Origin of the sequence: Stenotrophomonas indicatrix, assembly GCF_002750975.1 — a bacterium.
Classification (GTDB): Bacteria; Pseudomonadota; Gammaproteobacteria; order Xanthomonadales; family Xanthomonadaceae; genus Stenotrophomonas; species Stenotrophomonas indicatrix.
In genome coordinates this window covers 3,154,893-3,179,316 of sequence record NZ_PEJS01000001.1, presented here as the reverse complement: position 1 = coordinate 3,179,316, position 24,424 = coordinate 3,154,893, and the positions used below count along the sequence as shown (strand labels likewise).

21 protein-coding genes are annotated in these 24,424 nt (G+C 65.9%); 12 read left to right on the top strand and 9 right to left on the bottom strand.

The genetic code is table 11. The annotated features are described in order from the left end of the window. Positions 1 to 4 precede the first annotated feature (4 nt). The 3 genes from CR918_RS14655 to CR918_RS14645 all read left to right on the top strand — a co-directional run bounded on the left by CR918_RS14655 (position 5) and on the right by CR918_RS14645 (position 2,914). Positions 5 to 682, top strand: a complete 678-nt coding sequence (locus CR918_RS14655; RefSeq protein ID WP_025874286.1) for a response regulator transcription factor — start codon at positions 5 to 7, stop codon at positions 680 to 682. Then, positions 645 to 2,015 (top strand): sensor histidine kinase, encoded by a 1,371-nt coding sequence (locus CR918_RS14650; RefSeq protein ID WP_080150572.1) that lies wholly within the window; start codon positions 645 to 647, stop codon positions 2,013 to 2,015. The genes CR918_RS14655 and CR918_RS14650 overlap by 38 nt, the downstream gene beginning before the upstream one ends. 512 nt (positions 2,016 to 2,527) lie before the next feature. Next, positions 2,528 to 2,914 (top strand): hypothetical protein, encoded by a 387-nt coding sequence (locus CR918_RS14645; RefSeq protein WP_025874288.1) that lies wholly within the window; start codon positions 2,528 to 2,530, stop codon positions 2,912 to 2,914. A 51-nt stretch (positions 2,915 to 2,965) separates the two neighbouring features. Here CR918_RS14645 and coaE read toward each other — a convergent pair whose 3' ends face one another. Genes coaE through CR918_RS14630 form a run of 3 tightly spaced genes read right to left on the bottom strand, consistent with a single transcriptional unit; the run spans position 2,966 to position 5,719 of the window. Beyond that, positions 2,966 to 3,577, bottom strand: coding sequence for a dephospho-CoA kinase (gene coaE / locus CR918_RS14640; protein ID WP_099843458.1), 612 nt, complete (start codon positions 3,575 to 3,577; stop codon positions 2,966 to 2,968). An 11-nt stretch (positions 3,578 to 3,588) separates the two neighbouring features. Next, complete coding sequence (locus tag CR918_RS14635) at positions 3,589 to 4,452, bottom strand: prepilin peptidase (RefSeq protein WP_025874291.1); 864 nt, start codon at positions 4,450 to 4,452, stop codon at positions 3,589 to 3,591. A 7-nt stretch (positions 4,453 to 4,459) separates the two neighbouring features. Beyond that, positions 4,460 to 5,719, bottom strand: coding sequence for a type II secretion system F family protein (locus tag CR918_RS14630; RefSeq protein ID WP_099843456.1), 1,260 nt, complete (start codon positions 5,717 to 5,719; stop codon positions 4,460 to 4,462). A 351-nt stretch (positions 5,720 to 6,070) separates the two neighbouring features. On the opposite strand from CR918_RS14630, the gene CR918_RS14625 reads away from it, so the two are divergent. The 3 genes from CR918_RS14625 to pilB all read left to right on the top strand — a co-directional run bounded on the left by CR918_RS14625 (position 6,071) and on the right by pilB (position 8,997). After that, positions 6,071 to 6,493: a pilin gene (locus tag CR918_RS14625; protein WP_099843454.1), complete on the top strand. Its 423-nt coding sequence runs from the start codon at positions 6,071 to 6,073 to the stop codon at positions 6,491 to 6,493. A gap of 149 nt (positions 6,494 to 6,642) precedes the next feature. After that, positions 6,643 to 7,050, top strand: a complete 408-nt coding sequence (locus tag CR918_RS14620; RefSeq protein ID WP_080150564.1) for a pilin — start codon at positions 6,643 to 6,645, stop codon at positions 7,048 to 7,050. A gap of 219 nt (positions 7,051 to 7,269) precedes the next feature. Next, complete coding sequence (gene pilB, locus CR918_RS14615; protein ID WP_099843452.1) at positions 7,270 to 8,997, top strand: type IV-A pilus assembly ATPase PilB; 1,728 nt, start codon at positions 7,270 to 7,272, stop codon at positions 8,995 to 8,997. Positions 8,998 to 9,197: 200 nt separating this feature from the next. On the opposite strand, the gene CR918_RS14610 is transcribed toward pilB, so the two are convergent. Continuing rightward, positions 9,198 to 10,571, bottom strand: coding sequence for a sigma-54-dependent transcriptional regulator (locus CR918_RS14610; RefSeq protein ID WP_099843450.1), 1,374 nt, complete (start codon positions 10,569 to 10,571; stop codon positions 9,198 to 9,200). A 54-nt stretch (positions 10,572 to 10,625) separates the two neighbouring features. Continuing rightward, complete coding sequence (locus CR918_RS14605; protein WP_099785194.1) at positions 10,626 to 12,239, bottom strand: sensor histidine kinase; 1,614 nt, start codon at positions 12,237 to 12,239, stop codon at positions 10,626 to 10,628. A gap of 376 nt (positions 12,240 to 12,615) precedes the next feature. Between CR918_RS14605 and sucC the strand changes: the two genes are divergently transcribed. From sucC to CR918_RS14590, 3 genes are all read left to right on the top strand, one after another. Further along, a complete protein-coding gene (gene sucC / locus CR918_RS14600; protein WP_025874298.1) occupies positions 12,616 to 13,785 on the top strand; it encodes an ADP-forming succinate--CoA ligase subunit beta in 1,170 nt (389 codons plus the stop codon). A 21-nt stretch (positions 13,786 to 13,806) separates the two neighbouring features. Further along, positions 13,807 to 14,682 (top strand): succinate--CoA ligase subunit alpha, encoded by an 876-nt coding sequence (gene sucD, locus CR918_RS14595; protein ID WP_017356169.1) that lies wholly within the window; start codon positions 13,807 to 13,809, stop codon positions 14,680 to 14,682. A 218-nt stretch (positions 14,683 to 14,900) separates the two neighbouring features. Further along, on the top strand, positions 14,901 to 16,535 hold the full coding sequence (locus tag CR918_RS14590) for an NAD+ synthase (RefSeq protein WP_099786123.1): 1,635 nt from the start codon (positions 14,901 to 14,903) through the stop codon (positions 16,533 to 16,535). A gap of 110 nt (positions 16,536 to 16,645) precedes the next feature. On the opposite strand, the gene CR918_RS14585 is transcribed toward CR918_RS14590, so the two are convergent. Continuing rightward, the gene (locus CR918_RS14585) at positions 16,646 to 17,845 is read right to left on the bottom strand and encodes a lipase family protein (RefSeq protein WP_099843448.1); all 1,200 of its coding nucleotides are present in this window, start codon (positions 17,843 to 17,845) and stop codon (positions 16,646 to 16,648) included. 154 nt (positions 17,846 to 17,999) lie between these two features. Next, positions 18,000 to 18,884 carry an outer membrane protein assembly factor BamD gene (locus tag CR918_RS14580; RefSeq protein ID WP_032975164.1) on the bottom strand — a complete coding sequence of 295 codons (885 nt, stop codon included), beginning with the start codon at positions 18,882 to 18,884 and terminating at the stop codon, positions 18,000 to 18,002. Positions 18,885 to 18,997: 113 nt separating this feature from the next. On the opposite strand from CR918_RS14580, the gene rluD reads away from it, so the two are divergent. The 3 genes from rluD to CR918_RS14565 are packed head-to-tail and all read left to right on the top strand — an operon-like array spanning position 18,998 to position 21,179. Beyond that, the gene (gene rluD / locus CR918_RS14575) at positions 18,998 to 19,987 is read left to right on the top strand and encodes a 23S rRNA pseudouridine(1911/1915/1917) synthase RluD (protein ID WP_080278287.1); all 990 of its coding nucleotides are present in this window, start codon (positions 18,998 to 19,000) and stop codon (positions 19,985 to 19,987) included. Further along, positions 19,987 to 20,754, top strand: coding sequence for a peptidoglycan editing factor PgeF (pgeF, locus tag CR918_RS14570; protein ID WP_032975162.1), 768 nt, complete (start codon positions 19,987 to 19,989; stop codon positions 20,752 to 20,754). The genes rluD and pgeF overlap by 1 nt, the downstream gene beginning before the upstream one ends. Then, on the top strand, positions 20,754 to 21,179 hold the full coding sequence (locus CR918_RS14565) for a thiol-disulfide oxidoreductase DCC family protein (protein WP_099843446.1): 426 nt from the start codon (positions 20,754 to 20,756) through the stop codon (positions 21,177 to 21,179). Before pgeF ends, CR918_RS14565 begins: the two co-directional genes overlap by 1 nt. 74 nt (positions 21,180 to 21,253) lie before the next feature. Here CR918_RS14565 and otsA read toward each other — a convergent pair whose 3' ends face one another. Both otsA and CR918_RS14555 read right to left on the bottom strand, forming a co-directional pair. Beyond that, positions 21,254 to 22,618 carry an alpha,alpha-trehalose-phosphate synthase (UDP-forming) gene (otsA, locus tag CR918_RS14560; RefSeq protein WP_099785186.1) on the bottom strand — a complete coding sequence of 455 codons (1,365 nt, stop codon included), beginning with the start codon at positions 22,616 to 22,618 and terminating at the stop codon, positions 21,254 to 21,256. After that, a complete protein-coding gene (locus tag CR918_RS14555; protein ID WP_032975222.1) occupies positions 22,615 to 24,396 on the bottom strand; it encodes a glycoside hydrolase family 15 protein in 1,782 nt (593 codons plus the stop codon). Before CR918_RS14555 ends, otsA begins: the two co-directional genes overlap by 4 nt. Between the last annotated feature and the right edge of the window lie 28 nt (positions 24,397 to 24,424).

Below are 24,424 nucleotides of genomic sequence, written 5' to 3'. Positions count from 1 at the left end.
GACAGTGAGAATCCTGGTAATCGAAGACAACAGCGACATTGCGGCCAATCTGGGCGACTACCTGGAGGACCGGGGCCACACCGTGGACTTCGCTGCCGACGGAGTGACCGGGTTGCATCTGGCTGTCGTGCACGAGTTCGACGCGATTGTCCTGGACCTCAACCTGCCCGGCATGGACGGCATCGAAGTCTGCCGCAAGCTTCGCAATGAAGCGCGCAAGCAGACCCCGGTGCTGATGCTGACCGCGCGCGATTCGCTGGACAACAAGCTGGCCGGCTTCGATTCCGGTGCTGACGACTACCTGATCAAGCCGTTCGCGCTGCAGGAAGTGGAAGTGCGTCTGAACGCCCTGTCGCGTCGCGGCAAGGGCGTGCAGACCCGTGTGCTGGAAACCGGTGATCTGGAATACAACCTCGACACGCTGGAAGTGCGCCGCCAGGGCAAGCTGCTGCAGCTCAACCCGACCGCACTGAAGATCCTGCAGGCGTTGATGGAAGCGGCCCCGGCCGTGGTCACCCGGCAGGAACTGGAAACCCGTGTCTGGGGCGAAGAGCTGCCGGACTCTGATTCGCTGCGCGTGCACATCCACGGCCTGCGCGCCGTGGTGGACAAGCCCTTTGAAGTGCCGATGATCCAGACCCGCCATGGCATCGGATACCGCATCGCTACGCCGGAAGCCTGATTCTGTGGCAAGCAAGGGGGAGCGCCGGCGCACGCCTTATCGGCGGCGCCTGCGCAGCCGCATCATCGTCTCGTTCGTGTTGTTGGGTTTCTGCCTGACGACACTGTTCGCGTTCGCCACCAACTGGGCCCGCATGCGGGTGGAAAACCAGCTGGTGGAAGACGTGATGAACCGCAACATCAGCGAGTACGTGCGGCGTTATTACGAAAGCCCGGACCGCAACCCCGACCTGCCGGTGCAGCAGATGCGCGCGCGCCTGATCAAGCCGGACAAGTTCGAAGCCCTGCGCGAGGAGGAGCCGGACTGGTACGAGTTCAAGGACGGCCTGTACAACATGGGCGGTGTGGACGAGCGCGGCGAGCGCTATTCCTACAAGCTGGCCGTGCGCAAGACTCCCGATGCCTGGGCGTTCCTGGCCTACGACATGACCGACAGCGTCCGCGGTGGGCAGCAGCTCAACCGCGCGCTGTTCCTGTCGGTGCTGGTATTCAGCCTGCTGTCGCTGGTGCTGGGCTGGTGGTCGGCCTCCAAGGTGATGAAGCCGGTCTCGGATCTGGCCGCGCGCCTGCGTGCGTACCGTGGCGGTACCAGTGAGCCCGAGCCGTTGGCGCCGCGCTTCCCGGATGACGAAGTGGGCCAGTTGGCACAGGCGTTGGATGACTATTCCTCGCGGCTGACCGAAGTGGTGCAGCGCGACCGTGAGTTCAATGCCGATGTCAGCCACGAGCTGCGCACGCCGTTGGCGGTGATCCGTGGCGCCACCGAGCTTCTGCTGACCCGCCCCGGCCTGGACGAAAAGGTACTGCAGCGCCTGCAGCGCATCCAGCGTGCCGAGCAGCAGTGCAGCGATCTGATCGGAGCGCTGCTGCTGCTGTCGCGCAACGAACGCGGGCAGGGCAGCAGCAATGTGGCCCGGGTGGCCGAACAGCTGCTGGACGCGCACCGCGCCCAGTTGGGTGGCAAGCCGCTGGAGCTGCACCTGGATGGCGAACGCGATCTGGTCATCGATGCCCCCGAAGCGGCGTTGTCGGTGGCGCTGGGCAACCTGATCGGCAATGCGGTGAAGTATTCGCAGGATGGCGAGGTGCGCGTACATGTGGGCACCAACGCTGTGTCGGTGACCGACAGCGGGCCAGGCCTGAGCGAGGAAGATGCCGCCAAGCTGTTCCAGCGCGGCTACCGCGGTACCCATGCCGGTCACTCGCAGGGCGGTGGCATTGGCCTGTCGATCGTCAGCCGCCTGTGCGATCTGTACGGCTGGCAGGTGAGCGTGCGCCCGGGCGGCGCCCGTGGCGTGATCGCCACGCTGACGTTCTCGCCGAAGCCGTTGTAACGCCTTCTGGCTGCTGCTTTGGTGGGTGCCGACCTTGGTCGGCACGAATCCATCCGTCGTCAAAATCTCCCGTTCGGCGCGAAATGTCGCATGCAACGCCAATGCAGCTTCCGCGAAGGCGCGGCGTTTCTGGTCCAGCACGACACCTGCGTGATGCATTCCGCGCCCTGCGCGTGTCACACCGCACGGTTCCGCAGACGGTTGGCCGCATGGCGTTTTCGCCTCATGACCGCAATGCATGCAGCTGGCGAGATGGCACGGTCGGGGTCATCGCCCCGGCCGGGATTGGCGTCCTGAATAAACCCGACAACTTGAAAGCTCCAGATGCGCTTTGGCCATCGTGGAAAATGCATCGCATGCCTTCTGCTTCGGCGGGCGGTGCGTGGGGACTCGCAAGAGTCCGCTGGAGTCTTTTTCCTTGCTTTCGAGTTGTTGGGTCTCCGGTACGCCAACCCGCACCGTCCGCCACCCCGCATCCGCGGGTGGCCTTGCCGTCTGCGAGGAGCATTGCCATGTCTGCACGCACCACCTATCCGAACCTGCGCCGCCTGGTTGGCGAATCCGCCGATCAGTTGCCGGCCGACATCGCCGAACGCATCGAAGACGTACTGGCCGAACCCAGCGACCTGCTGCCCGCGCTGATGGCACGCATGGATGGCCGCGACAACGCCGATGGCCAGACGCGGAAGGGCACCGGTCTCAGTCCGTCGCAGGCCGTAACCCTGGCCAGCCTCAGCCGTACCCTGGCCGGTCTGAATGCGCTGATCCAGATGCTGCACGCCGCCGAAGCGGCACGCGTGCAGGGCAGCGCGGGCCAGCAACTGCCGCCGGATGTAGTGGAAGGTCTGTTGCTGGCCGCCCGCGAACTGGCCCGCTACGCCCGCCAGCAGCTGGAGTAGATCAACGCATGCGTGGATGCCCGTTCGCGCGGTGCCGATGGACCTGCAGGGTTATCCGGCCGCCAACGCCAGATACCGCGCATGCAACCGCTCGACCTGCGCCTGCAGGTCATCCGGATGGCCATCATTGACGACCACATCATCAGCCAGCGCGAGGCGCTGCGCGCGGGTGGCCTGGGCGGCGATCATCTGGTCAGCCAGCGCGGCGTCGATGCCGTCGCGCTGCATCAGCCGGGCGTGCTGCACGGCTTCCGGGGCATCTACCAGCAGCACCCGGTCCAGCCACGGATAGGCCTGGCGACCGCCCACTTCGGTCAGCAGCGGGATCGCCGCCAGCGCATAGGGGCTGGCGGCCTGCTCGCACTGCTGCTGCATCAGCCGGCGGATGGCCGGGTGGGTGATCGCTTCCAGCGCAGTCCGCTCGGCCGGGTCGGCAAAGATGTGGGCACGCAGGCGCGCCCGGTCCAGGGCGCCGTCGGCGAGCAGCATGTCTGCACCGAAGCGCTCGGCAACCAGGGCGAGGGCAGGGCTGCCCACCGCCACCACCGCGCGCGCGGCCAGGTCGGCGTCGGCAACACCAATTCCCAGCGTCTCGAAGCGCCGGGTTACCTCACTCTTGCCCGAGGCGATGCCGCCGGTCAGGCCCACCACATACTGGCTCATGGGGACTCCCCTCAGCGCAGCCCGCTCATCACCAGATACTGGTTCAACAGCGGCTCGCCCCACATGAAGAACAGCCAGCCGGCCAGTGCCAGGTAGGGGCCGAACGGAATCGGTGTCGCCCGGTCACGGCCACGGCTGTACAGCCAGATCGAGCCGATGAGGGCGCCCAGCACCGACGACATCAGGATGATCGGCAGGATGCCCTTCATCCCGCACCAGGCGCCCAGCGCGGCCAGCAGCTTGAAGTCGCCGTGGCCCATGCCTTCCTTGCCGGTCAGCTGCTTGAACAGCCACCACACCGACCACAGCGACAGGTAGCCCAGCAGGGCGCCGAGCAGGGCCGGTTTGGCCGGCATGTACAGGTTGTCGATGCTGCCGATCAACCCCAGCCACATCAGCGGCAGAGTCAATTGGTCCGGGAGCAGTTGGGTGCGCAGGTCGATGCCGGACAGGGCGATCAGGAAGCAGGTCAGCACGATCGCACCGAAGCCCTGCCAGCCGAAGCCGAACTGCCACACACAGGCCAGCACCATCACCGCGGTCAGGGCCTCCACCAGCGGGTACTGGATGGAGATGGGCGCCTTGCAGTGGCGGCACTTGCCGCCCTGGATCATCCAGCTGAACAGCGGGATGTTCTCGTACCAGGCCAGCTTGTGCTTGCAGTGGGGGCAGTGCGAAGGCTCCACCACGATGCCCGGCGGGGGCGGCTCGTAGAAGTCCGGCTCCTCCAGAACCTCGCGCGCATCGCGCTTCCACTGCCATTCCAGCCGCTTGGGCAGGCGCAGGATGACGACGTTCAGGAAGCTGCCCAGAAGCAGTCCCAGGCCGGCCGCGGCGGGATAGCCGAGGCCGGGATGCTGGTCGAGAAATGCCATGTATGTTTTATCCGACGACGGCGCCGAGCTTGAAGATGGGAAGGTACATGGCAATCACCATGCCGCCAACAATGGTACCAATGAACACCATGATCATCGGTTCCAGCAGGCTGCTCAGGGCATCCACCGAATTGTTGACTTCCTGCTCGTAGTACTCGGCCACCTTGAACAGCATGGCATCCAGGGCGCCGGCCTCTTCGCCGATGCCGGTCATCTGGATGACCATGTGCGGGAACAGGTTGGTCTGCTTCATGGAAACGTTGACCGGGTAGCCGACAGACACGTCATCGCGCATCCGCAGCACCGCCTCTTCATACACCGTGTTGCCGGTGGCGCCCGCCACGATGCCGAGTGCCTCCACCAGCGGCACGCCCGCCTTGAACGTCACAGCGGTGGTACGGGAGAAACGGGCGATGGCGCTGTTGTGCATGATCTGGCCGATCACCGGCACCTTCAACACGAACCGATCCATGGCGTGCTGCATCTTTGGCGATCGCTTGTAGGCCATGACCGCGCCGACCGCCGTTCCGATCGCAACAATCAGCATCAGCCACCACCACGACACCATGAACCGCGACAGGTTCACCACCATCTGGGTGAACGCCGGCAGATCGGCGCCGAAACTCTTGAACACATCCTCGAACTGTGGCACCACGAATACCAACATGATGCCGCTGACCAGCATGGCCACCACCACCACCATGATCGGGTAGAACAGCGCCTTCTTGATCTTGCCCTTCAGCGCCTCGATGTTCTCTTTGTAGGTGGCCACCGTGTCCAGCACGGTTTCCAGCACGCCGGCGCCTTCGCCGGCTCGCACCAGGTTGCGATAGAGCTCGTCGAACTGCACCGGATGCTTGCTGACCGCTTCGTACATCGAGGAACCGCCCTCGATATCGGTGCGGATGGTGTCCACCATCTTCTTCATGCGCGGGTTCTTGTGCCCGCTGCCGATGATCTCCAGGGCCGACACGATCGGTACGCCGGACTTCATCATCGTGGCCATCTGCCGGCTGAAGAAGGCGATGTCCCGCGGTTTGATTGGCTTTCCGGCAGCACCGAACAACGGTTTGGGCTTCGTTTTTACCGTGCCTGGGTTGATGCCCTGGCGACGGAGTTCGGCCCTCAGCAGGTTGGCATTCTTGGCCAACTGCTCGCCCTTCATCTTCACGCCCCGCTTGTCGGTCCCCTCCCAGACAAACGGCTGCAGCTCCATGGTGGCGCGCGCCACCGGTTCCTTCTTGATCGCACTGCGACTGACAGACATGTTGGCTCCCCGGCCCGCCATCCCCAGACGGGCATCCAGTTGCCGATGGTAGCGGGTTCATTGCCGTCTGGGCAGTTGCCGAGCGGGCCGGAATGCAATTTCGTGCCGGCCGCCGACCAAAGGTGACGCACTGCGTCACATTGCCGCGTCCATCGCAGATTCGAATACGGGGGGTTCCCATCCACGAAATTGCTGCCATCATGGGCGCGGGGAAATCCAGGGGGAGGCGTGCCGGGGTTGGCACGCAACCTGCGTTGATCCACCCGCAGGTGCAGGACCCGCTCAGCCGGCCGAAGGTCGGACCGATCCTGTGCACTGACTCAACCACCACTATCTTGGGGATGTACGACTATGAAGAACCAGAAGGGCTTCACCCTTATCGAACTGATGATCGTTGTTGCGATCATCGCGATCCTGGCCGCCATTGCACTGCCGGCTTACCAGGACTACACCTCGAAGTCGAAGGTCACTGCCGCTCTGGCTGACCTGGCCTCGCACAAGACCCAGTTCGAGATGGTCATCAGCGACGGTGGCACCCCGACCGTGGCCAACGCTGGCTTCCAGGCTGCCGAAACCGGTGCTTGCTCGACGATTGCCGTTGCAACGGCCGGTATGACCTGCACCATCCGCGACCCGGGTCGTATCGGCACTTCTTCGACGATCGCCCTGAACTACGCCGAAGCATCTGGCTCGGGTGCAACCGCAGTTGCTGGTGGCTTCAGCTGTGTCACCACTGGTGTTGACGACAAGTTCAAGCCCAAGGGCTGCAGCTGATCGATTTTTGATTGGGGTACGTCGCATCTGAATCTGGGCGACTCCAGTTGTTACACACAAGGCCCGCTTCGGCGGGCCTTGTGCTGACTGATGCATGAGAACCGGTCGGCACGCAGCAATGGGGATTGCTGGATAAAACAGGGGGAGTCATGAATACGCAAAAAGGCTTCACGCTCATCGAACTGATGATCGTGGTGGCCATCATCGCTATCCTGGCTGCGATCGCGATGGTGGCGTTCCAGCCGTACATCATCCGCACCCAATTGACCGCCGCGTTGGCCGATATCAGCCCCGGCAAGACGCTGGTGGAAATCGTCGTGTATCAAGGACGATCTGTCAGTGAAGTCACGCCGGAACTCATCGGCGGTTCTCAGAACGCCCACTGCTCGGTAGTCGAGGCCGAACTCAGCGAATCAGGTGTCGGCCATATCAGCTGCACCCTGAAGGGCCACAGTGCCCTGGAAGGCAAGGACCTGATCCTGCGCCGCTCCGCCGAGGGCATCTGGAGCTGCGACGGCAGCGCCTTTGAAGCACGCTATCGCCCAACGGGCTGCTGATCACATTTCAGCCGGCAATGGGATGTTGGGCGACCCTTGACGGGGCTATCATCCCCGGGGGAGTCAGGATCGAGCCTGCCGGGCCGGCAACGCCGGGCAAGGCAGCGTTGCTCATGGATTGGCGATGCCGCTGGCCGATGCTCGCGGCAGGTTCTGCTGCCCCGTGTGGTGCCCTTGGAGGGCGCACCGCGCTGCCAGACCCATGAGCCAAGGATTTCTATGAACGCCGTTACCACCGCCAATCTCGTCGGCATCACCGGCTTGGCCCGCCGCCTCGTCCAGGACGGCGCGCTGGACGAAGTCGCTGCCCGTGATGCCATGGCCAAGGCGGCCGCCGCTCGCCAGCCCCTGCCGACGTGGTTCGCGCAGAACAAGCTGGTCAGCGCCTCGCAGCTCGCTGCCGCCAACGCGGTCGAATTCGGCATGCCGCTGTTCGACGTGTCCACGTTCGACAGCAGCCAGAATGCGATGAACCTGGTCAGCGAAGAGCTGCTGCGCAAGCACAACGTGCTGCCGCTGTTCAAACGCGGCGGCAAGTTGTTCGTCGGCACCAGCAACCCCACCCACTCGCTGGACGAGATCAAGTTCCACACCAATTTGGTGGTTGAGCCGATCCTGGTGGACGAGGACCAGATCCGCCGCACGTTGGAGCAGTGGCATGCCAGCCACGACACGATGGGCGATGCGCTGGGTGGCGACGATGACGGCATGGCCAACCTCGATGTTGGCGGTGGCGACGACGACATGACCAGCACCGACAGCGGTATCGACGCCAAGGGCGACGACACCCCGGTGGTCAAGTTCGTGAATAAGGTGTTGGTCGACGCGATCCGCAAGGGCGCGTCGGACATCCACTTCGAGCCTTACGAAGACGACTACCGCGTGCGCCTGCGCATCGATGGCCTGTTGAAAATGGTCGCGCGTGCGCCGAACAAGCTCAACCAGCGCATTGCCGCGCGCCTGAAGGTGATGGCGCAGCTGGATATCGCTGAAAAGCGCGTGCCGCAGGATGGCCGCATCAAGCTCAATCTTTCCAAGACCAAGCAGATCGACTTCCGTGTCAGCACCCTGCCGACGCTGTTCGGCGAGAAGGTGGTGCTGCGTATCCTCGATGGCAGCGCGGCCAAGCTGGGCATCGACAAGCTGGGTTACGAGCCGGACCAGCAGAAGCTGTTCCTGGAGGCGATCCACAAGCCTTACGGCATGGTACTGGTGACCGGCCCGACCGGTTCAGGCAAGACGGTGTCCCTGTATACCGCACTGGGCATCCTCAACGACGAGACCCGCAACATCTCCACCGCCGAGGATCCGGTGGAAATCCGCCTACCCGGCGTCAACCAGGTGCAGCAGAACAACAAGCGCGGCATGACCTTTGCCGCAGCGCTGCGCTCGTTCCTGCGACAGGATCCGGACATCATCATGGTCGGCGAAATCCGCGATCTGGAAACGGCGGAAATTGCGATCAAGGCTGCGCAGACCGGTCACATGGTGCTGTCCACGCTGCATACCAACGATGCGCCGCAGACCATCGCGCGCCTGATGAACATGGGCATCGCGCCGTACAACATCACCAGCTCGGTGACGCTGGTGATCGCCCAGCGCTTGGCACGCCGCCTGTGCTCGAACTGCAAGCGGCCGGCCGACCTGCCTGCACACGCCCTTCTGGCCGAGGGCTTCACCCAGGCGCAGCTGGACGCGGGTATCCAGTTGCACGAGGCGGTGGGCTGCGATGAATGCACCGAGGGTTACAAGGGCCGTACCGGCCTCTACCAGGTGATGCCGATGACCGACGAGATCGCGACCATCGTGCTGGCGGGTGGCAATGCGCTGCAGATTGCCGAGGCCGCGCAGGCGATCGGTGTGAATGACCTGCGGCAGTCGGCGTTGAAGAAGGCGGCCGCGGGTGTGACCAGCCTGGCCGAGATCAATCGCGTCACCAAGGATTGATGCCGTAGATCCACGCCATGCGTGGATTGGGTAACCAGTAGATCCACGCCATGCGTGGATGACGCGGTACATGAGGTTGCCGGCCAGCGGCCGGCACTACCATTTCGACGCAGAACGGCCGGTTGATCCACGCCGTGCGTGGATGGCGCGGTGCACGAGGTTGCCGGCCAGCGGCCGGCACCACCACGGGGTGCCCCGCCTTATTCCATCCCCAGCTTCTTCAGCTTGTAGCGCAGCGCGCGGAAGGTGATGCCCAGCTGCGCGGCGGTGCGGGTCTTGTTCCAGCGGTTTTCTTCCAGCGCGCGCTGGATCGCACTGCGCTCGAGCTGCTCGATATACGAGGGCAGGGCGGCACTGCCCGGATGCAGATCCACCACGGCTTCGGCGTGCGCAGCGCTGCCCGGTGAGCGCGGCGCATGCTGCGGCAGGCGCAGGTCGTCGGCGCCGATACGGTCTTCCTCGGCCAGTGCCAGCGCGCGTTCCAGGATGTTCTCCAGCTCGCGTACGTTGCCGGGGAAGCCGTACTGGGCCAACGCGTCCAGCGCCGACGGCGCCAGCAGCGGGGTGGCGCGGCCGTGGCTGCGGGCCAGCCGCGCCAGGATCGACGCGGCCAGCGCGGGCAGGTCCTGGCGACGCTCGCGCAGCGGCGGTACGCGCAGTTCGATGACGTTGATGCGGTAGTAGAGGTCGTGGCGGAAGCGCCCGTCTTCGACCAGCTCGGCCAGATCCTTGTGGGTGGCCGAGAGGATGCGCACGTCCACCGGCTCTTCGCTGGGGGCGCCCACCGCGCGCACCGATTTTTCCTGGATCGCACGCAGCAGCTTCACCTGCATCTGCAGCGGCAGCTCGGCCACTTCATCCAGGAACAGGGTGCCGCCGTGTGCGGCCTGGAACAGTCCCGGCTTGTCGGCATGGGCGCCGGTGAAGCTGCCCTTGCGGTGGCCGAAGAACTCGCTCTCCATCAACTCGGTGGGAATGGCGCCACAGTTGACCGGCACGAACGGCCCAGCGGCGCGTGCACCCTGTGCATGGATGGTGCGTGCAACCAGTTCCTTGCCCACCCCGGATTCGCCCAGGATGTAGACCGGCGCCTGGCTGCGCGCAACCTTGCCGATGGTGGCGCGCAGCACGTCCATTGCCGGCGATTCGCCGAGCAGGCGTGCGGCCTGTTCGGCGGCGGGGCCGGCAACGGGGCGTTCGCCGTTGTTGAGTTCCAGCGCATGCTTGACCAGGCCGCGCAGTACGGTGATGTCCACCGGCTTGCTGACGAAATCGAAGGCACCGGCTTTCAGTGCTTCCACGGCCAGGTCCATGCTGCCGAAGGCGGTGATCATCGCCACCGGCGTGCGCGGGTAGTGCTGGGCGATCTCGCTGACCAGTTCGATGCCATTGCCATCGGGCAGGCGCATGTCGGTGATGCACAGGTCATAGGGATTGCTGGCCAGCAGTTCGCGGGCTTCGGCGAGGTTGGCGGCGGTGCTGATGCGCAGGCCCATGCGGCCGAGGGTCAACACCAGCAGTTCGCGGATATCGCGTTCATCGTCGACGACGAGGGCGCTGCGGGTTTCGTTCATGGGTGGGAAAGATAGCCGAGGGTGTGGAAGGCGACAAATGTTTGACGCACGGAATCAGTGCGGAAGCAGGGTGTGCGGGCCGGGCAGTACCAGGCGGAAGCAGGAGCCGCCGGCGGGGACGGGGATGTAATCCAGCCGCGCCTGGTTGGCCCTGCACAGCTCGCGGGCGATGTACAGGCCCAGGCCGGTGCCGTGCTCGGAGGTGGTGAAGAAGGGGCGGAACAGCTGCGCGGCGACGGTCTCGGGGATGCCGGGGCCACGGTCCATCACGTCGATCACCGCACTTCGCTCGTGCTGCGCCACGCGCAGCCGCACGCGCGCGGGCTGCTCGCCGATGCGGCCGTACTTGAGGGCGTTGTGCACCAGCACGGTCAGCACCTGGTACAGGTGGCGCGGGTCGACCTGGGCCGGCACCGAGGTGTCGTTGATGATCGGCTCGATGCTGTCGGTTTCCAGCGTCTGGCCCTGCTTGTACTCCAGCACGAAGCGGCGCACGAAGGCGGCCAGGTCGACATTTTCCGGGTTGGCGCGTTCGCGTCGGGCCAGGCCCAGCACGCTTTCAACGATGCCGTTGGTGCGCTGGCACTGCTGGTGGATGATCTGCAGCAGGCGACGGTCGCTTTCGTTGAAGCCGGTGCCTTCCTCCAGCAGCTGCACGGCGTAGTTGATGGCCGCCAGCGGGTTGCGGATCTCGTGCGCGAGGCTGGCCGAGAAGCGCCCCATCGCCGACAGGGTGAGCGATTCGGCGCGGCGCGAGACCACGCTGGAGTCGTCCAGGAACACCAGCACCAGGTCGCTGCCGGCCAGCAGGCGGGCGAAGCGTGGCTGCACTTCCGGCTGGTCGGGGTTGAGCTGCAGCGGCATTTCATCCTGTGCCCAGCCGTTGCGCCAGCGTTGCAGGCGCCGGGCAAGTTCGGGGGCGACACTGGCCAGGTCGAGGCGGCCCGAATCACTGTTGCCATCGCGGTCGCCCAGCAGGATCGAGGCAGCTTCGTTGGCCAGGGTGATGCGGTTGTCCGCGTCCACCACCACCACGCCGGTGCGCATGCGGCGGATGATCAGTTCGTTGATCTGGAACAGATTGGCCACTTCGTCGCCACGCTGGTTGGCCAGCTGCTGGTTGCGGCGTGCACGGTTGCCGACCTGGTAGCTGATGAAGGCCAGGGCCAGGTAGCTGGTGGCGAACATCGCCAGTTCGGCCAGGGTGCGGGTGGGGTCGCCGCCTTCCAGCACCTTCCACAGGTATTCGGCAGCGGTGGCGACGCTGGCGGCCAGCGCCAGCACCAGGCCCCAGCTGAGCGGCAGCAGGGTGGCGGCGGCGGCGATGTTGAACAGCAGCGACATCGAGATGCCGGCGCTGGCGCCGGGCAGGGCATGCGCCAGCAGGCTGGCGGCGACGATGTCCAGCAGCACGCCGCCAACCACGATCGGCCGCAGCCAGCGTTCGTTGCGGCCGATCACCAACCACAACAGGGACAGCAGCAGATAGGTGGCGCCGACCGAATAGGCCAGACGCGGGTGGTGGGCTTCGCCGACCATGGCCGACAACGGGCTGTACAGCAGGGCGGCGATGACCGAGGCGATCAGCACCCGGTACAGGGCGAAGAAATACAGCTCGCGCCGCGGTATCGATTCGATGCGGTCGATCAATGAAGCACTGGGTGACACGCCGGAACTCCCCTTCTGGCTGCCTGGAACTGGGTCATGACGGCGGTGGGCCGAACCTGCCCGACGTCCCCCGATCGTCGGATCTGCTCGCTGCCCGGTTGCCGGCACCGTGGGTCGAATTTACGGGGCCAGTATAGGGCGCCTGTACCGGGCTGGGCTGCGCAGTCGGCCGGGGCGGGCGTTTGCGGCGTGATCCAGCCCGTGCCGCAACTGCCTGAATGACCATGGAAATCTGGCCGGTTCCGGCCTTTTGTCCATACTTCTTTGCGCCCCGGCGCCGGCTCGGCCACAATAGTGGGCCCGCCGCGGTCCATGCCGGCGCCCCGCCGGGGCCCTGAGGAATTGCGTGCGGTCGTTCCTATTCCCACGGTGACGCATGAATTTCCACGAATACCAGTCAAAACAACTGCTTGCCGAGTACGGCATCCCGGTCCCGGCCGGCAAGGTCGCTGCGACCCCGGACGAAGCTGTTGCCGCTGCCAACTCCCTGGGCCAGGGCCCCTGGATGGTCAAGGCGCAGATCCACGCTGGCGGCCGCGGCAAGGCTGGCGGCGTCAAGTTCTGCAAGACCACCGACGACGTGAAGGCCGCTGCGGCCAAGATGCTCGGCACCAAGATGGCCACCTACCAGACCGCTGGCGTTGAACTGCCGGTCAACCTGGTGCTGGTGACCACCGCTGGCGAGATCGTCAAGGAACTGTACCTGTCGGTGCTGGTTGACCGTGGCACCAAGACCATCACCTACATCGCTTCTTCGGAAGGCGGCGTGGAGATCGAGCAGGTCGCCGCTGAAACCCCGGAGCTGATCCACTCGCTGAACGTCGACTTCGTCGAAGGCGTGCAGGGTTACCACGGTCGTGATTTCGGCTTCAAGCTGGGCCTGACCGCCAAGCAGGCCGGCCAGTTCGCCAATATCATGGTGAACCTGTACCGCCTGTTCAACGAAAAGGACCTGGCGCTGGTTGAAATCAACCCGCTGGCCATCCTGGACGACGGCAACCTGTACGCGCTGGACGGTAAGTTCGACAGCGACGACAACGCCGCGTTCCGCCAGAAGGCCCTGGTCGCCATGCGCGACAAGACCCAGGAAGATCCGACCGAAGTGATCGCTTCGGAGCTGGACATCAACTACGTCACCATGGACGGCAACATCGGCTGCATGGTCAACGGCGCAGGCCTGGCCATGGCCACCATGGACGTCATCAAGCTCAACGGCGGCGAGCCGGCGAACTTCCTGGACGTGGGCGGCGGCGCCAACAAGCAGCGCGTCATCGAAGCGTTCAAGCTGATCCTGTCCTCGGACAAGGTCGAAGGCATCTTCGTCAACATCTTCGGCGGCATCGTCCGCTGCGACATGATTGCCGAAGGCATCATTGCCGCCGTGAAGGAAGTGGGCGTCAAGGTTCCGGTCGTGGTGCGTCTGGAAGGCACCAACGTGGAAGAAGGCAAGCAGCTGCTGCGTGACAGCGGCATGGCCATCATCCCGGCCGACAACATCAACGACGGTGCCAAGAAGGTCGTCGAAGCTGTCAAGAACGCCGCCTGATCCGACACCGAAGGAAATCCAATGTCAGTTTTGATCAATAAGAACACCAAGGTGATCGTGCAGGGCTTCACCGGCCAGCAGGGCACCTTCCACGCCACTCAGATGATCGAGTACGGCACCCAGGTTGTTGGCGGCGTGACCCCGGGCAAGGGTGGTACCACCCATATCGACCTGCCGGTCTTCAACACCGTTGCCGACGCCGTGCAGAGCACCGGCGCCAACGCTTCGGTCATCTACGTGCCGCCGCCGTACGCGGCTGACGCGATCCTGGAAGCCGCTGCTGCCGGCATCAAGGTCATCGTCTGCATCACCGAAGGCATTCCGGTGCTGGACATGCTGCGCGTCAAGAACGTGCTGACCCGTTCGCATCCGGACACCGTGCTGATCGGGCCGAACTGCCCGGGCGTCATCACCCCGGGTGAGTGCAAGATCGGCATCATGCCGGGCCACATCCACAAGCCGGGCAAGATCGGCATCGTGTCGCGTTCGGGCACCCTGACCTATGAAGCGGTCAAGCAGACCACCGAAGTCGGCCTGGGCCAGTCCACCTGCATCGGCATCGGTGGTGACCCGATCAACGGCCTGAACTTCGTCGACTGCCTGAAGCTGTTCAACGAAGACCCGCAGACCGAAGGCATCATCATGGTCGGCGAAATCGGCGGCGACGCTGAAGAAGCCGGTGCCGAGTACATCAAGAACCACGTGAAGAAGCCGGTCGTCGGTTTCATCGCGGGTGCTTCGGCTCCGGCCGGCAAGCGCATGGGCCATGCCGGTGCGATTGCATCGGGCGGCAAGGGCACTGCCGAAGGCAAGTTTGCTGCCATGGAAGCTGCTGGCGTCGTCACCGTGCGTTCGCCGGGCGACCTGGGCGCTGCCATCGCCAAGCTGGTGAAATAAGACCGCAGCCGCGCAGCGGCTACGTGTTTGTAGAGCCGGGCCGTTGGCCGGCTGCTTGAAACAGAAAGGCCGCCTCAGGGCGGCCTTTCTGCGTCTGGGCATCCGCCGGGCATGGCCCGGCGCTACCAGAATGGTCCACGCGGTAGCGCCGGGCCATGCCCGGCGAGCGCATGTCGCGGCGCTACAATGTGCGCATTGCAACCACAGGCTGGACCCTCATGGCTTCGATCCGCATCGCGATGGCGCAGTTCGACTTCCCGGTTGGCGATGTCGCCGGCAACACCGAGCGCATCATCGAGATGATCGGCCAGGCGCGCGATGAGTACGGCGCCGGGCTGGTGATGTTCCCCGAGCTGGCAGTCAGCGGCTATCCGCCGGAGGACCTGCTGCTGCGCCCGGGCTTCCTGTACGAGTGCGAGCAGGCGATGATCCGCATTGCTGCTGCGTGCCGTGGCATCACCGCCGTGGTCGGTTGGCCGCAGGCGGCCGGTGCGGTGGTCTACAACGCGGCCAGCGTGCTGCGCGATGGCCTGGTGGAGCAGACCTACCGCAAGCGCGAACTGCCCAATTACGCGGTGTTCGACGAGCGCCGCTACTTTGATGTCGACCCGGACGGTGGCAGCTGCGTGTTCGAGGTCGACGGCATCCCGGTCGGCCTGCTGATCTGCGAGGACCTGTGGTTCGCCGAGCCGCTGGCCGATACGGTGCGTGCCGGCGCGCAGCTGGTGGTGGTGCCCAATGCCTCGCCGTACGAGCGCGGCAAGCATGCCCAGCGTGACGCCGTGCTGGCTGCACGCACCCGCGAAAGCGGCGCGGCCATCGCTTACCTCAACGTGGTGGGCGGCCAGGACGCGCTGGTGTTCGATGGTGCATCGGTGGTGGCCGATGGCGATGGCACAGTGCACCCGGCCGCGGCGGCCTTCGTCGACCAGTGGCTGGTGGTGGACTACGACGGCGCTACCCGCCGCTTCCTGCCGCAGGTATGGATGGACGACGGCGACGAGAGCATGGATGCGCTGGCGTGGCGCGCGGTGACCCGCGGCATCCAGGACTACTGCAGCAAGAACGGTTTCAAGAAGGTGTGGCTGGGTCTGTCCGGTGGCATCGACTCGGCGATCGTGCTGGCCATGGCGGTCGATGCACTGGGCGCGGAGAACGTGACGGCGGTGCGCCTGCCGTCGCGCTATACCGCCGGCATGTCCAACGACCTGGCCGCCGAGCAGTGCCAGGCGCTGGGCGTGAAGCTGGAAGCCGTTTCCATCGAGCCGGCGTTCCAGGGCCTGATGCAGGCGCTGGCACCGATGTTCGAGGGCACCACGCCGGATGTGACCGAGGAGAACCTGCAGTCGCGCAGCCGTGGCGTGATCCTGATGGCACTGGCCAACAAGTTCGGTGGCCTGCTGCTGACCACCGGCAACAAGAGCGAGTACGCGGTCGGCTACGCCACCATCTATGGCGACATGTGCGGGGGTTACGCGCCGCTGAAGGACCTGTACAAGACCGAGGTGTTCGGCCTGTCCAAGTGGCGCAACACCGTTGGCGGTGCGCCGGTGATCCCGCCGGCGGTGATCAGCCGCCCGCCCTCGGCCGAACTGCGCGAAAACCAGACCGACCAGGATTCACTGCCGGCCTACGACGTGCTGGACGGCATCCTGTACCGCTACATCGACCAGGAGCAGTCGCGCACGGAGATCGTCGCTGCAGGCTATGACGCGGCGGTGGTGGATCGTGTGCTGCGGCTGGTGCGGATCAGCGAGTGGAAGCGGCACCAGGCCGCGCCGGGCCCGAAGGTCTCGCGCCGCGCGTTCGGGCGTGAGCGCCGCTACCCGATCAGCAACGGCTACAAGAGCTGAGGGCCGGTCGCCGGGCATGGCCCGGCGCTACCAATGTTCGATGGATCCATCGGTAGTGCCGGCCGCTGGCCGGCAACCGGGTGTATCGCCCATCGATGCACGGCGTGGATCTACCGGGCTTCGTTGAGCAGCTGCTCCAGGCCGGCGGTTTCGGCGGCCTCGTCAAATTGGCTGTCCCCCAGCCGCGCACGCACGAATGCCAGGCCATCGGCCGCCGCTGCGTCCAGCGTGCCGCGATGGTCGACCGGGTATCGGCGGAATGCCACCGGTTCGCCGCGCAGGGCCAGACCGACGGCATACAGCAGGGTGGTGAGATAGGGCACGTCGCGATCCTCGCTGCCGTGGCCCAGCATCAACGGCTGGCTGAAGCCCCGCCGTGGCACGCCCAGATAGTCATGCAGCAGCGCCCAGATGCCCGGCACCGAGGTCAACGGTGCGCTGAACATTTCTCCCGTGTTCGCCCCTTCCAGGGTGGCCGCCAGCGGGCCCAGGCACTGCTGGCGCGCCAGCGCGACCCGTGCATGGCCTTCATCGCTGAGTACGCGTGCGATACGCGGCTCCACCTGCAGCAGGCCATCGAGGAGGTAGGCGTGATAGGCATTGAGCGCGCCCGGATTCGGCGTGCGGCTGTCCGGCTTCATCACCAGCGCGGTCAGTTCGACGGCCGTGGGTGTGCCGGTGGTGAAGCTGCCGCGGTACTGCAGCGAGGGTCCATAGGACGGTGCCAGATGGCCGGCAGTGAGCGCGGCAGCGCCGCCCTGCGAATGGCCCACCGATACCCAACGCGGTGACAGCGTGGCATTGCCGAGGAAATGGCGGCTGGCCTTGATGAGATCGATGGCGTTGCGCGCGGAGGTGCGCACGTGCAGGTAGGCGTGGTCACCCGGGCTGCCCAGGCCTTGGTAGTCGGCGGCGAGAACGGCATAGCCCTGTGCCAGGAACTGGTCGAGGAAGCGGCCATCGCGCTCGGGCTGATAGGGGCCGGATACCGAAGGCGCGCAGTGGTCGGCGATGCCCTGGGTGCCGTGGGCCCAGGATACGACCGGCCAGCCACCTGCTGGCGCAGGCCCTGCGGGCAGATAGACCAGCCCCGTCGCCTCGGCCAGGCGTCCGTGATGATCGGGGGTGCGGTAGGCCAGCTTGTAGGCCTGGGCGGCCTTGGAGGGCACCCAGCTGGCGCGGTAGGGCGCGGCCGAGAGCAGGTCACCCGGCTCCGCCGCCAGCGCGACAAGGGGACTGGCGGCCAGCGCAAGCAGGGCAGTGACCAGCAGGGTCGGGCGGAGTCGGAACCGCAGGGACGGTGAGGACATGTGGCGCTCCATGCAGGCCGGGATGGCCTTTGCGCCGCATTCTGGGAGCTGCGCTCCGCGCCGACTGCGATGGAAGTCGCAATGATCGCCGGTTCGTAGCATTCCTAGCGGTGACGCCAGGCAAAAAAAAAGGCCCCGTGCGGGGCCTCTTTTCTTACTTCTTTTCCAGTCGCGCGTTGCGCTGGCCGGTGGCGGCGGACTTTTCGCCGGCAAACGGGTTCAGCTTGCGGATCATCCACGGGTACTTCGGCCACTTGCCTTCCAGCCACGGGTGGTCCGGCTGGTTCAGCTGCAGGACGCGGCGGGCGTCGTCGGCCAGGGTCTTGTTGCCCAGGTGGGTGTAGGACTCGGCCAGCACCGCCACGGCATCGTTCTGGAATGCGCTCTGCGGGTAGTTTTCCAGCAGGTAGTTGGCGCGGCCGGCAGCCGAGACCCAGGCGCCGCGACGCACGTAGTACAGGGCATTGTCGAGCTCGTGCTGGGCGAATACGTCACGCAGCACCAGCATCCGCTGGCGCGCATCGGCGGCGTAGCGGCTGTTGGGGTAGCGGTCGACCACGATGTTGAAGTCTGAATACGCCTGGTGCGGCGTGGACAGATCGCGGCGGCTTGCGTCCAGCGACCATACGCGACGCAGGAATACCGTATTGCGATTGGAATTGGCCAGGCCGCGCAGGTAGTACAGGTACGCGATGTTGCGGTGGGTCGGGTAGGTACGGATGAAGCGGTCGATGCTGGACACCGCGTCATCGTGCTTGCCGGCCTTGTACTGGGCGTAGGCCGATTCGATCATCGCCTGCTCGGTGTACGGGCCGTAGGGATACTGTGCCACCAGGCGACGGAAGCTGGCTTCGGCGCCGCTCCAGTTGCCGCCTTGCATCAGCTTGTGGCTCTTTTCGTAGAGCTGTTCGACCGGGGTGCCTTCATCAGGGCGATCGCCCTTGGTGCCGCGGTTGCAGCCAGTGGCGACGATGACCAGCACCAGCAGGAGGGCGGTCAGGCGGACGGGCGCGGAGAGCAGGACGGAGCGTCGGATCATGGGGTCAATGCGGGACGCGGCTGGAATACGAAGGGTCGATGATAGCCTAGTGTCCTGTCCAGCGACTGAAACCGGTTCGCCGGGACCCCAAAATTTCAAAGATGCCCCCTGCCATGTCTGAACAACCCTCCGAATCGGCCCGCCAGGCCGTTGTCCCCGACACCTCCGCCGGCCGTCGTTTCGACGCGGTCGTGGCCGAGCTGTTCCCCGAATATTCCCGTTCCCGCCTGACCGAGTGGATCAAGGCCGGCGACGTCCTGCTGGACGGCGCGCAGGCACGCCCGCGCGACGCACTGCGCGGCGGCGAGGTGGTCACCCTGCAGGTGGTGCTGGAAACCCAGACCAGCGCCGAGCCGGAAGACATCCCGCTGGACGTGCTGTTCGAGGACGAGCACCTGCTGGTGATCAACAAGCCGGTCGGCCTGGTCGTGCACCCCGGTGCCGGCAACCACAGCGGTACCCTGGTCAATGCGCTGCTGTACCGCGACCCGTCGGTGGCGGTGCTGCCGCGCGCGGGCATCGTGCATCGCCTGGACAAGGACACCAGCGGCGTGATGGTCGTGGCCCGCACGCTGGAAGCGCAGACCGCACTGGTCGAGCAGCTGGCCGCCCGTGACGTGCACCGCCAGTACCTGGCCGTGGTGATGGGCGCGCTGGTGGCCGGTGGTACCGCAGATGCGCCGATCGATCGCCACCCGCGCGACCGCCTGAAGATGGGCGTGCGCGAGGATGGCAAGGAAGCGGTGACCCATTACCGCCTGCGCGAGCGCTTCCGTGCGCATACCGCGCTGGAATGCCGCCTGGAAACCGGGCGTACCCACCAGATCCGCGTGCACATGGCGCACCTGCGGCACCCGATCGTGGGCGATCAGCTGTACGGCGGTGCGCTGAAGCTGCCCAAGGGGGCCAGCGACGAGCTGGTGGCCGCGCTGCGCGGCTTCAAGCGCCAGGCCCTGCATGCAGAGACCCTGGAGTTCGTGCATCCGATCAGTGGTGAGCCGGTGCGCAACACCGCGCCGGCGCCGGCCGACATGCTGCACCTGATGAAGGTGCTGCGCGAAGACAGCGCGGCCTTCGCCGAGCGCGAGCGGGACCGCTGGTAATGACTACCGCGCTGCCGCTGCTGCAGGCTGATTGGCCGGCGCCCCCGGGCGTGCATGCACTGACCACGCGCCGGCATGGCGCGGGTATCTCGCCAGCGCCGTTCGCCCAGTTCAACCTGGGCAACCGGCATGCGGCCGACGGTGACACCCCAGCCAACGTCGAGCACAACCGGCAGCTGCTGCAGCAGGGCCTGGCACTGCCATCGGCGCCGCATTGGCTGCGCCAGGTGCACAGCAGCACCGTGCTGCGTTTCGGCGCGCCGCCGGTGGAGGGCGCCAGCGAACCGGTGGCCGATGCCGCGGTGACCTCGGTGCCCGGGGTTGTGCTGGCGATCCTCACCGCGGACTGCCTGCCGGTGGTGTTCGCCGCTGTCGATGGCAGCGAGGTGGGGGCCGCCCATGCAGGTTGGCGTGGCCTGGCCGACGGCATGCTGGAGGCCACCGTGGCCGCCATGCAGACGCCACCGGCGCAGCTGCGCGCGTGGCTGGGCCCGGCAGCGGGACCGGCCGACTACGAGATCGGCGAAGAGGTGTACCACGCCTTCGTCGGACACGACGCGGCCGCTGCGGCGGCCTTCGTGGCGACCCGCCCCGGTCACTGGAAAGTGGATCTGTTCGCGCTGGCGCGACAGCGCCTGCAGGCCGCGGGCATGGAGCTGGGCAACATCCACGGCGGCACGGTCTCGACCATGGCCGATGCGGATCTGTACTCGCACCGTCGCGACCGCCGCACTGGCCGGATGGCGACGCTGGTGTGGATGGACTGATGCGCGGTGATCGCGCTGCGGGTGTAGAGCCTGGCGGCGTGATCGTCTTCGATGGCGTCTGCGCGTTGTGCAGCCGCTGGGTGCGTTTCCTGCTGCGGTTCGACCGGCAGGAACGCTTTCGCTTCGCGGCGATGCAGGGCGCGCAGGGCAGCGCGATGTTGCGCGCGCACGGCCTGGACGCGCACGACCCGACCTCGTTCCTGCTGTTGGACGGGCAGGGCGCGTGGACCGATACCGATGCGATCCTGCGCGTGCTGGCGGCACTGGGTGGTGGCTGGCGCCTGGCGGCCGTACTGCGCGTGCTGCCACGCCGCTGGCGCGATGGCGCCTACCGCGTGCTGGCACGCAACCGCTATCGCTGGTTCGGGCGCCATGACGCCTGCTTCCTGCCGACGCCGGAACAGGCGGCGCGCTTCCTCGATTAAGCGCCGCCGGGCGTGGCCCGGCGCAACCCTGTGCCCGGATCAATGTAGCGCCGGGCCATGCCCGGCGTGGGCGGTCAACCTTCCAGGACTTCGAGGTAGCTGCGGCGCCAGTGGTTGATGTCGTAGGTGCGCAGGTGTTCCATCATCGCGTGCCAACGCTCCTTGCGCCGGTGCAGCGACATCGTCGCCGCAGTGGCGATGGCATCGGCCACGCCGTCCAGATCATGCGGATTGACCAGCAGCGCCTGCTTCATTTCATCGGCGGCGCCGGCCAGCAGGGACAGCACCAGTACGCCGGGATCTTCCGGATCCTGCGAGGCAACGTATTCCTTGGCGACCAGGTTCATGCCATCTCGCAACGGGGTGACCAGACCGACAGCGGCGGCACGATAGAAGCCGGTCAGCGTGGCGTGGGTGAAGTTCTGGTTGACGTAGCGCAGCGGTGTCCAATCCGGCTCGGCATGGCCACCATTGATGTGGCCGGCGATCTGCTCCAGCTGGCTGCGCAGTTGCCGGTACTCGGTGACATCGCCGCGCGAGACCGGTGCGATCTGCAGGTAGGTGAGCGAGCCGCGCTGGTCGGGATGGCGCTGCAGGTAGCGTTCGAAGCCGAGGAACCGTTCGGGCAGGCCCTTGGAATAGTCCAGGCGATCCACGCCGATGGCGAGCTGGCGGTCGCGCAGGCTGCTGCGCAGGTTCTTCACGGCCGCCTTGCTGGCTGCGGTGCTGGCCTGGCGGGCGATCAGCTCGGTGTCGATGCCGATGGGGAATGCCGCGGCACGGAAGTGACGTCCGCCGGGTGCTTCGAGATTGCCGTTTTCCAGTACCCGGCCACCGCCGAACAGGCGCAGGTAGGTCTGGAAGCGATCGGCATCGCGCTGGGTCTGGAAGCCGACCAGATCATAGGCATACAGCGCCGAGAACAGCCGCAGATGATCGGGCATGGCCTGCAGCAGGTCGGCCGAGGGCATCGGGATGTGCAGGAAGAAGCCGATGCGGCAGCCGATGCCGCGCTCGCGCAGCATCGCGCCGAGCGGAATCAGGTGATAGTCGTGGATCCAGACGATGTCGTCTTCGCGCAGCAGTGGGGCCAGCTTGTCGGCGAACAGTGCATTGACCCTGTGGTAGGTCTCGCGGGTGCCGCGGTCGTAATCGACCAGGTCCAGGCGGAAGTGCAGCAGTGGCCACAACGTGCGATTGGCGAAGCCGTTGTAGTAGCCATCCACATCGCGCTTGGCCAGGTCCATGGTGACGTACTGGATGTCACCATCGCGCTGCTCGTGCAGCGCGCCACTGGCCTCGCGCACGCTCTTGCCACTCCAGCCGAACCACAATCCGCCGCGTTCCTTCAGTGCCGCCAGCAGGCCCACGGCGAGGCCGCCGGCACGGTTCTCGCCGGGCACAGCCACGCGGTTGGATACGATGACAAGACGGCTCATGAGGCCTCCTGCCAGGAACGCGACAGGCGCATCGCCGCAGTGATCAGGCCGACATGCGAGTAGGTCTGCGGGAAGTTGCCCCAGGCTTCACCACCGTCGAAGGCAAGGTCCTCCGACAACAGGCCCAGATGGTTGCGTTGCTGCAACAGTGATTCGAACATGTCGCGCGCCTCATCCATGCGGCCGATTGCAGCGAGCGCATCGATGTACCAGAACGTGCAGATGGTAAAGCTGGTTTCCGGTTCGCCGAAATCATCCGGGGCGATGTAACGGTACAGCGCGTTGCCGTGCTTGAGGTCGCGGCCGATGGCCTCGACGGTGGCGACGAAGCGTGCGTCGTTGGCGTCGATGAAGCCGATGTCGGCCAGCAGCAGCAACGAGGCATCCAGGCGATGGCCATCGAAGGTATCGGTGAAGTGGCCGAGCTCCTCGCTCCAGGCTTTCTCCATGATGCGTGCGTGGATGGTATCGGCACGCTCGCGCCAGTACTGTGCACGGTCATCACGCTTCAGGCGCACGGCGATCTTGCACAGGCGATCGCACGCGGCCCAGCACATCGCGCTGGTGTAGGTATGCACTTCGGTGCGGCCGCGGAATTCCCACAGGCCGGCATCGGGCACGTCGTGCAGTGCGAACGCCTGTTCACCCAGCGGTTCGAGCCGGGCAAAGGTGTGGCTGTCACCCGGATCCTGCAGGCGACGGTCGAAGAACAGCTGAGTGGAGGCCAGCACCACGCTGCCGTATACATCGTGCTGGCGCTGTACCCAGGCCAGGTTGCCGCGCCGCACCGGGCCCATGCCGCGGTAGCCGGACAGGCTGGGCACTTCGTCCTCGTCCAGCTTGGCTTCGAAGCCGATGCCGTACAGCGGCTGCAGGGTGCCGTCGGTGGTGGCCAGGTTGAAGATGTAGCCGAGGAACTGCTCCATCGTGCGGGTGGCGCCCAGACGGTTCAACGCGCGCACCACGAAGGCGGCATCGCGCAGCCAGCAGTAGCGGTAGTCCCAGTTGCGCACGCTGCCGGGTGCTTCGGGAATCGAGGTGGTCATCGCTGCGATGATCGCGCCGCTGTCCTCGTACTGGCAGAGTTTGAGGGTGATCGCACTGCGGATCACCGCGTCCTGCCATTCCAGCGGGATGGACAGGTACCGCACCCATTCGCGCCAGTAGTCGCGGGTGCGCTGGAAGGCTTCCTGCACGTAGCCGCTGATGGAGCGGTTGAGCGATTCATCCACGCCCAGGATCAGGTGGATGGGATGGTTGAGCACGAACGGCAGGCCATCACGCACGAAGCGCACAGGAACGTCGGTGGTCAGGCGCAGCACGTGCTCGGGCAGGATCCAGCGCACGTGGTTGCTGCCCCAGGTGGACTCGGGCACGCGCGCGCCCCAGTCGGCCAGTGGGCGGGCACGGATCACGATGCGCGGGCTGCCGGACAACGGGCGCACCTGGCGGATCAGGCTGACCGGCCGGTAGAAACGATCGTTCTGGCGCCAGCGCGGGGCGAAATCGAGGATTTCCAGCGCGCCGCCATGCGCATCGCGCAGCACGGTGCGCAGGATCGCGGTATTGGTGAGGTATTCCTGTTCGCTGCCGGCGAAGTCTTCCAGCTCGATGGCGAAGTCGCCGCCGGTCTGCTGGTTGGGGCTGAGCAGGGCACAGAAGGTCGGGTCGCCGTCGAAGGTCGGCAGGCAACTCCATACAACACGGGCGTGTTTGTCGACCAGGGCGCCGAAGCTGCCGTTGCCGACCACGCCCAGATCAAGATCGGGTTGGGTCATCACGCGGTACATCTCGGTTGCGGCCGTG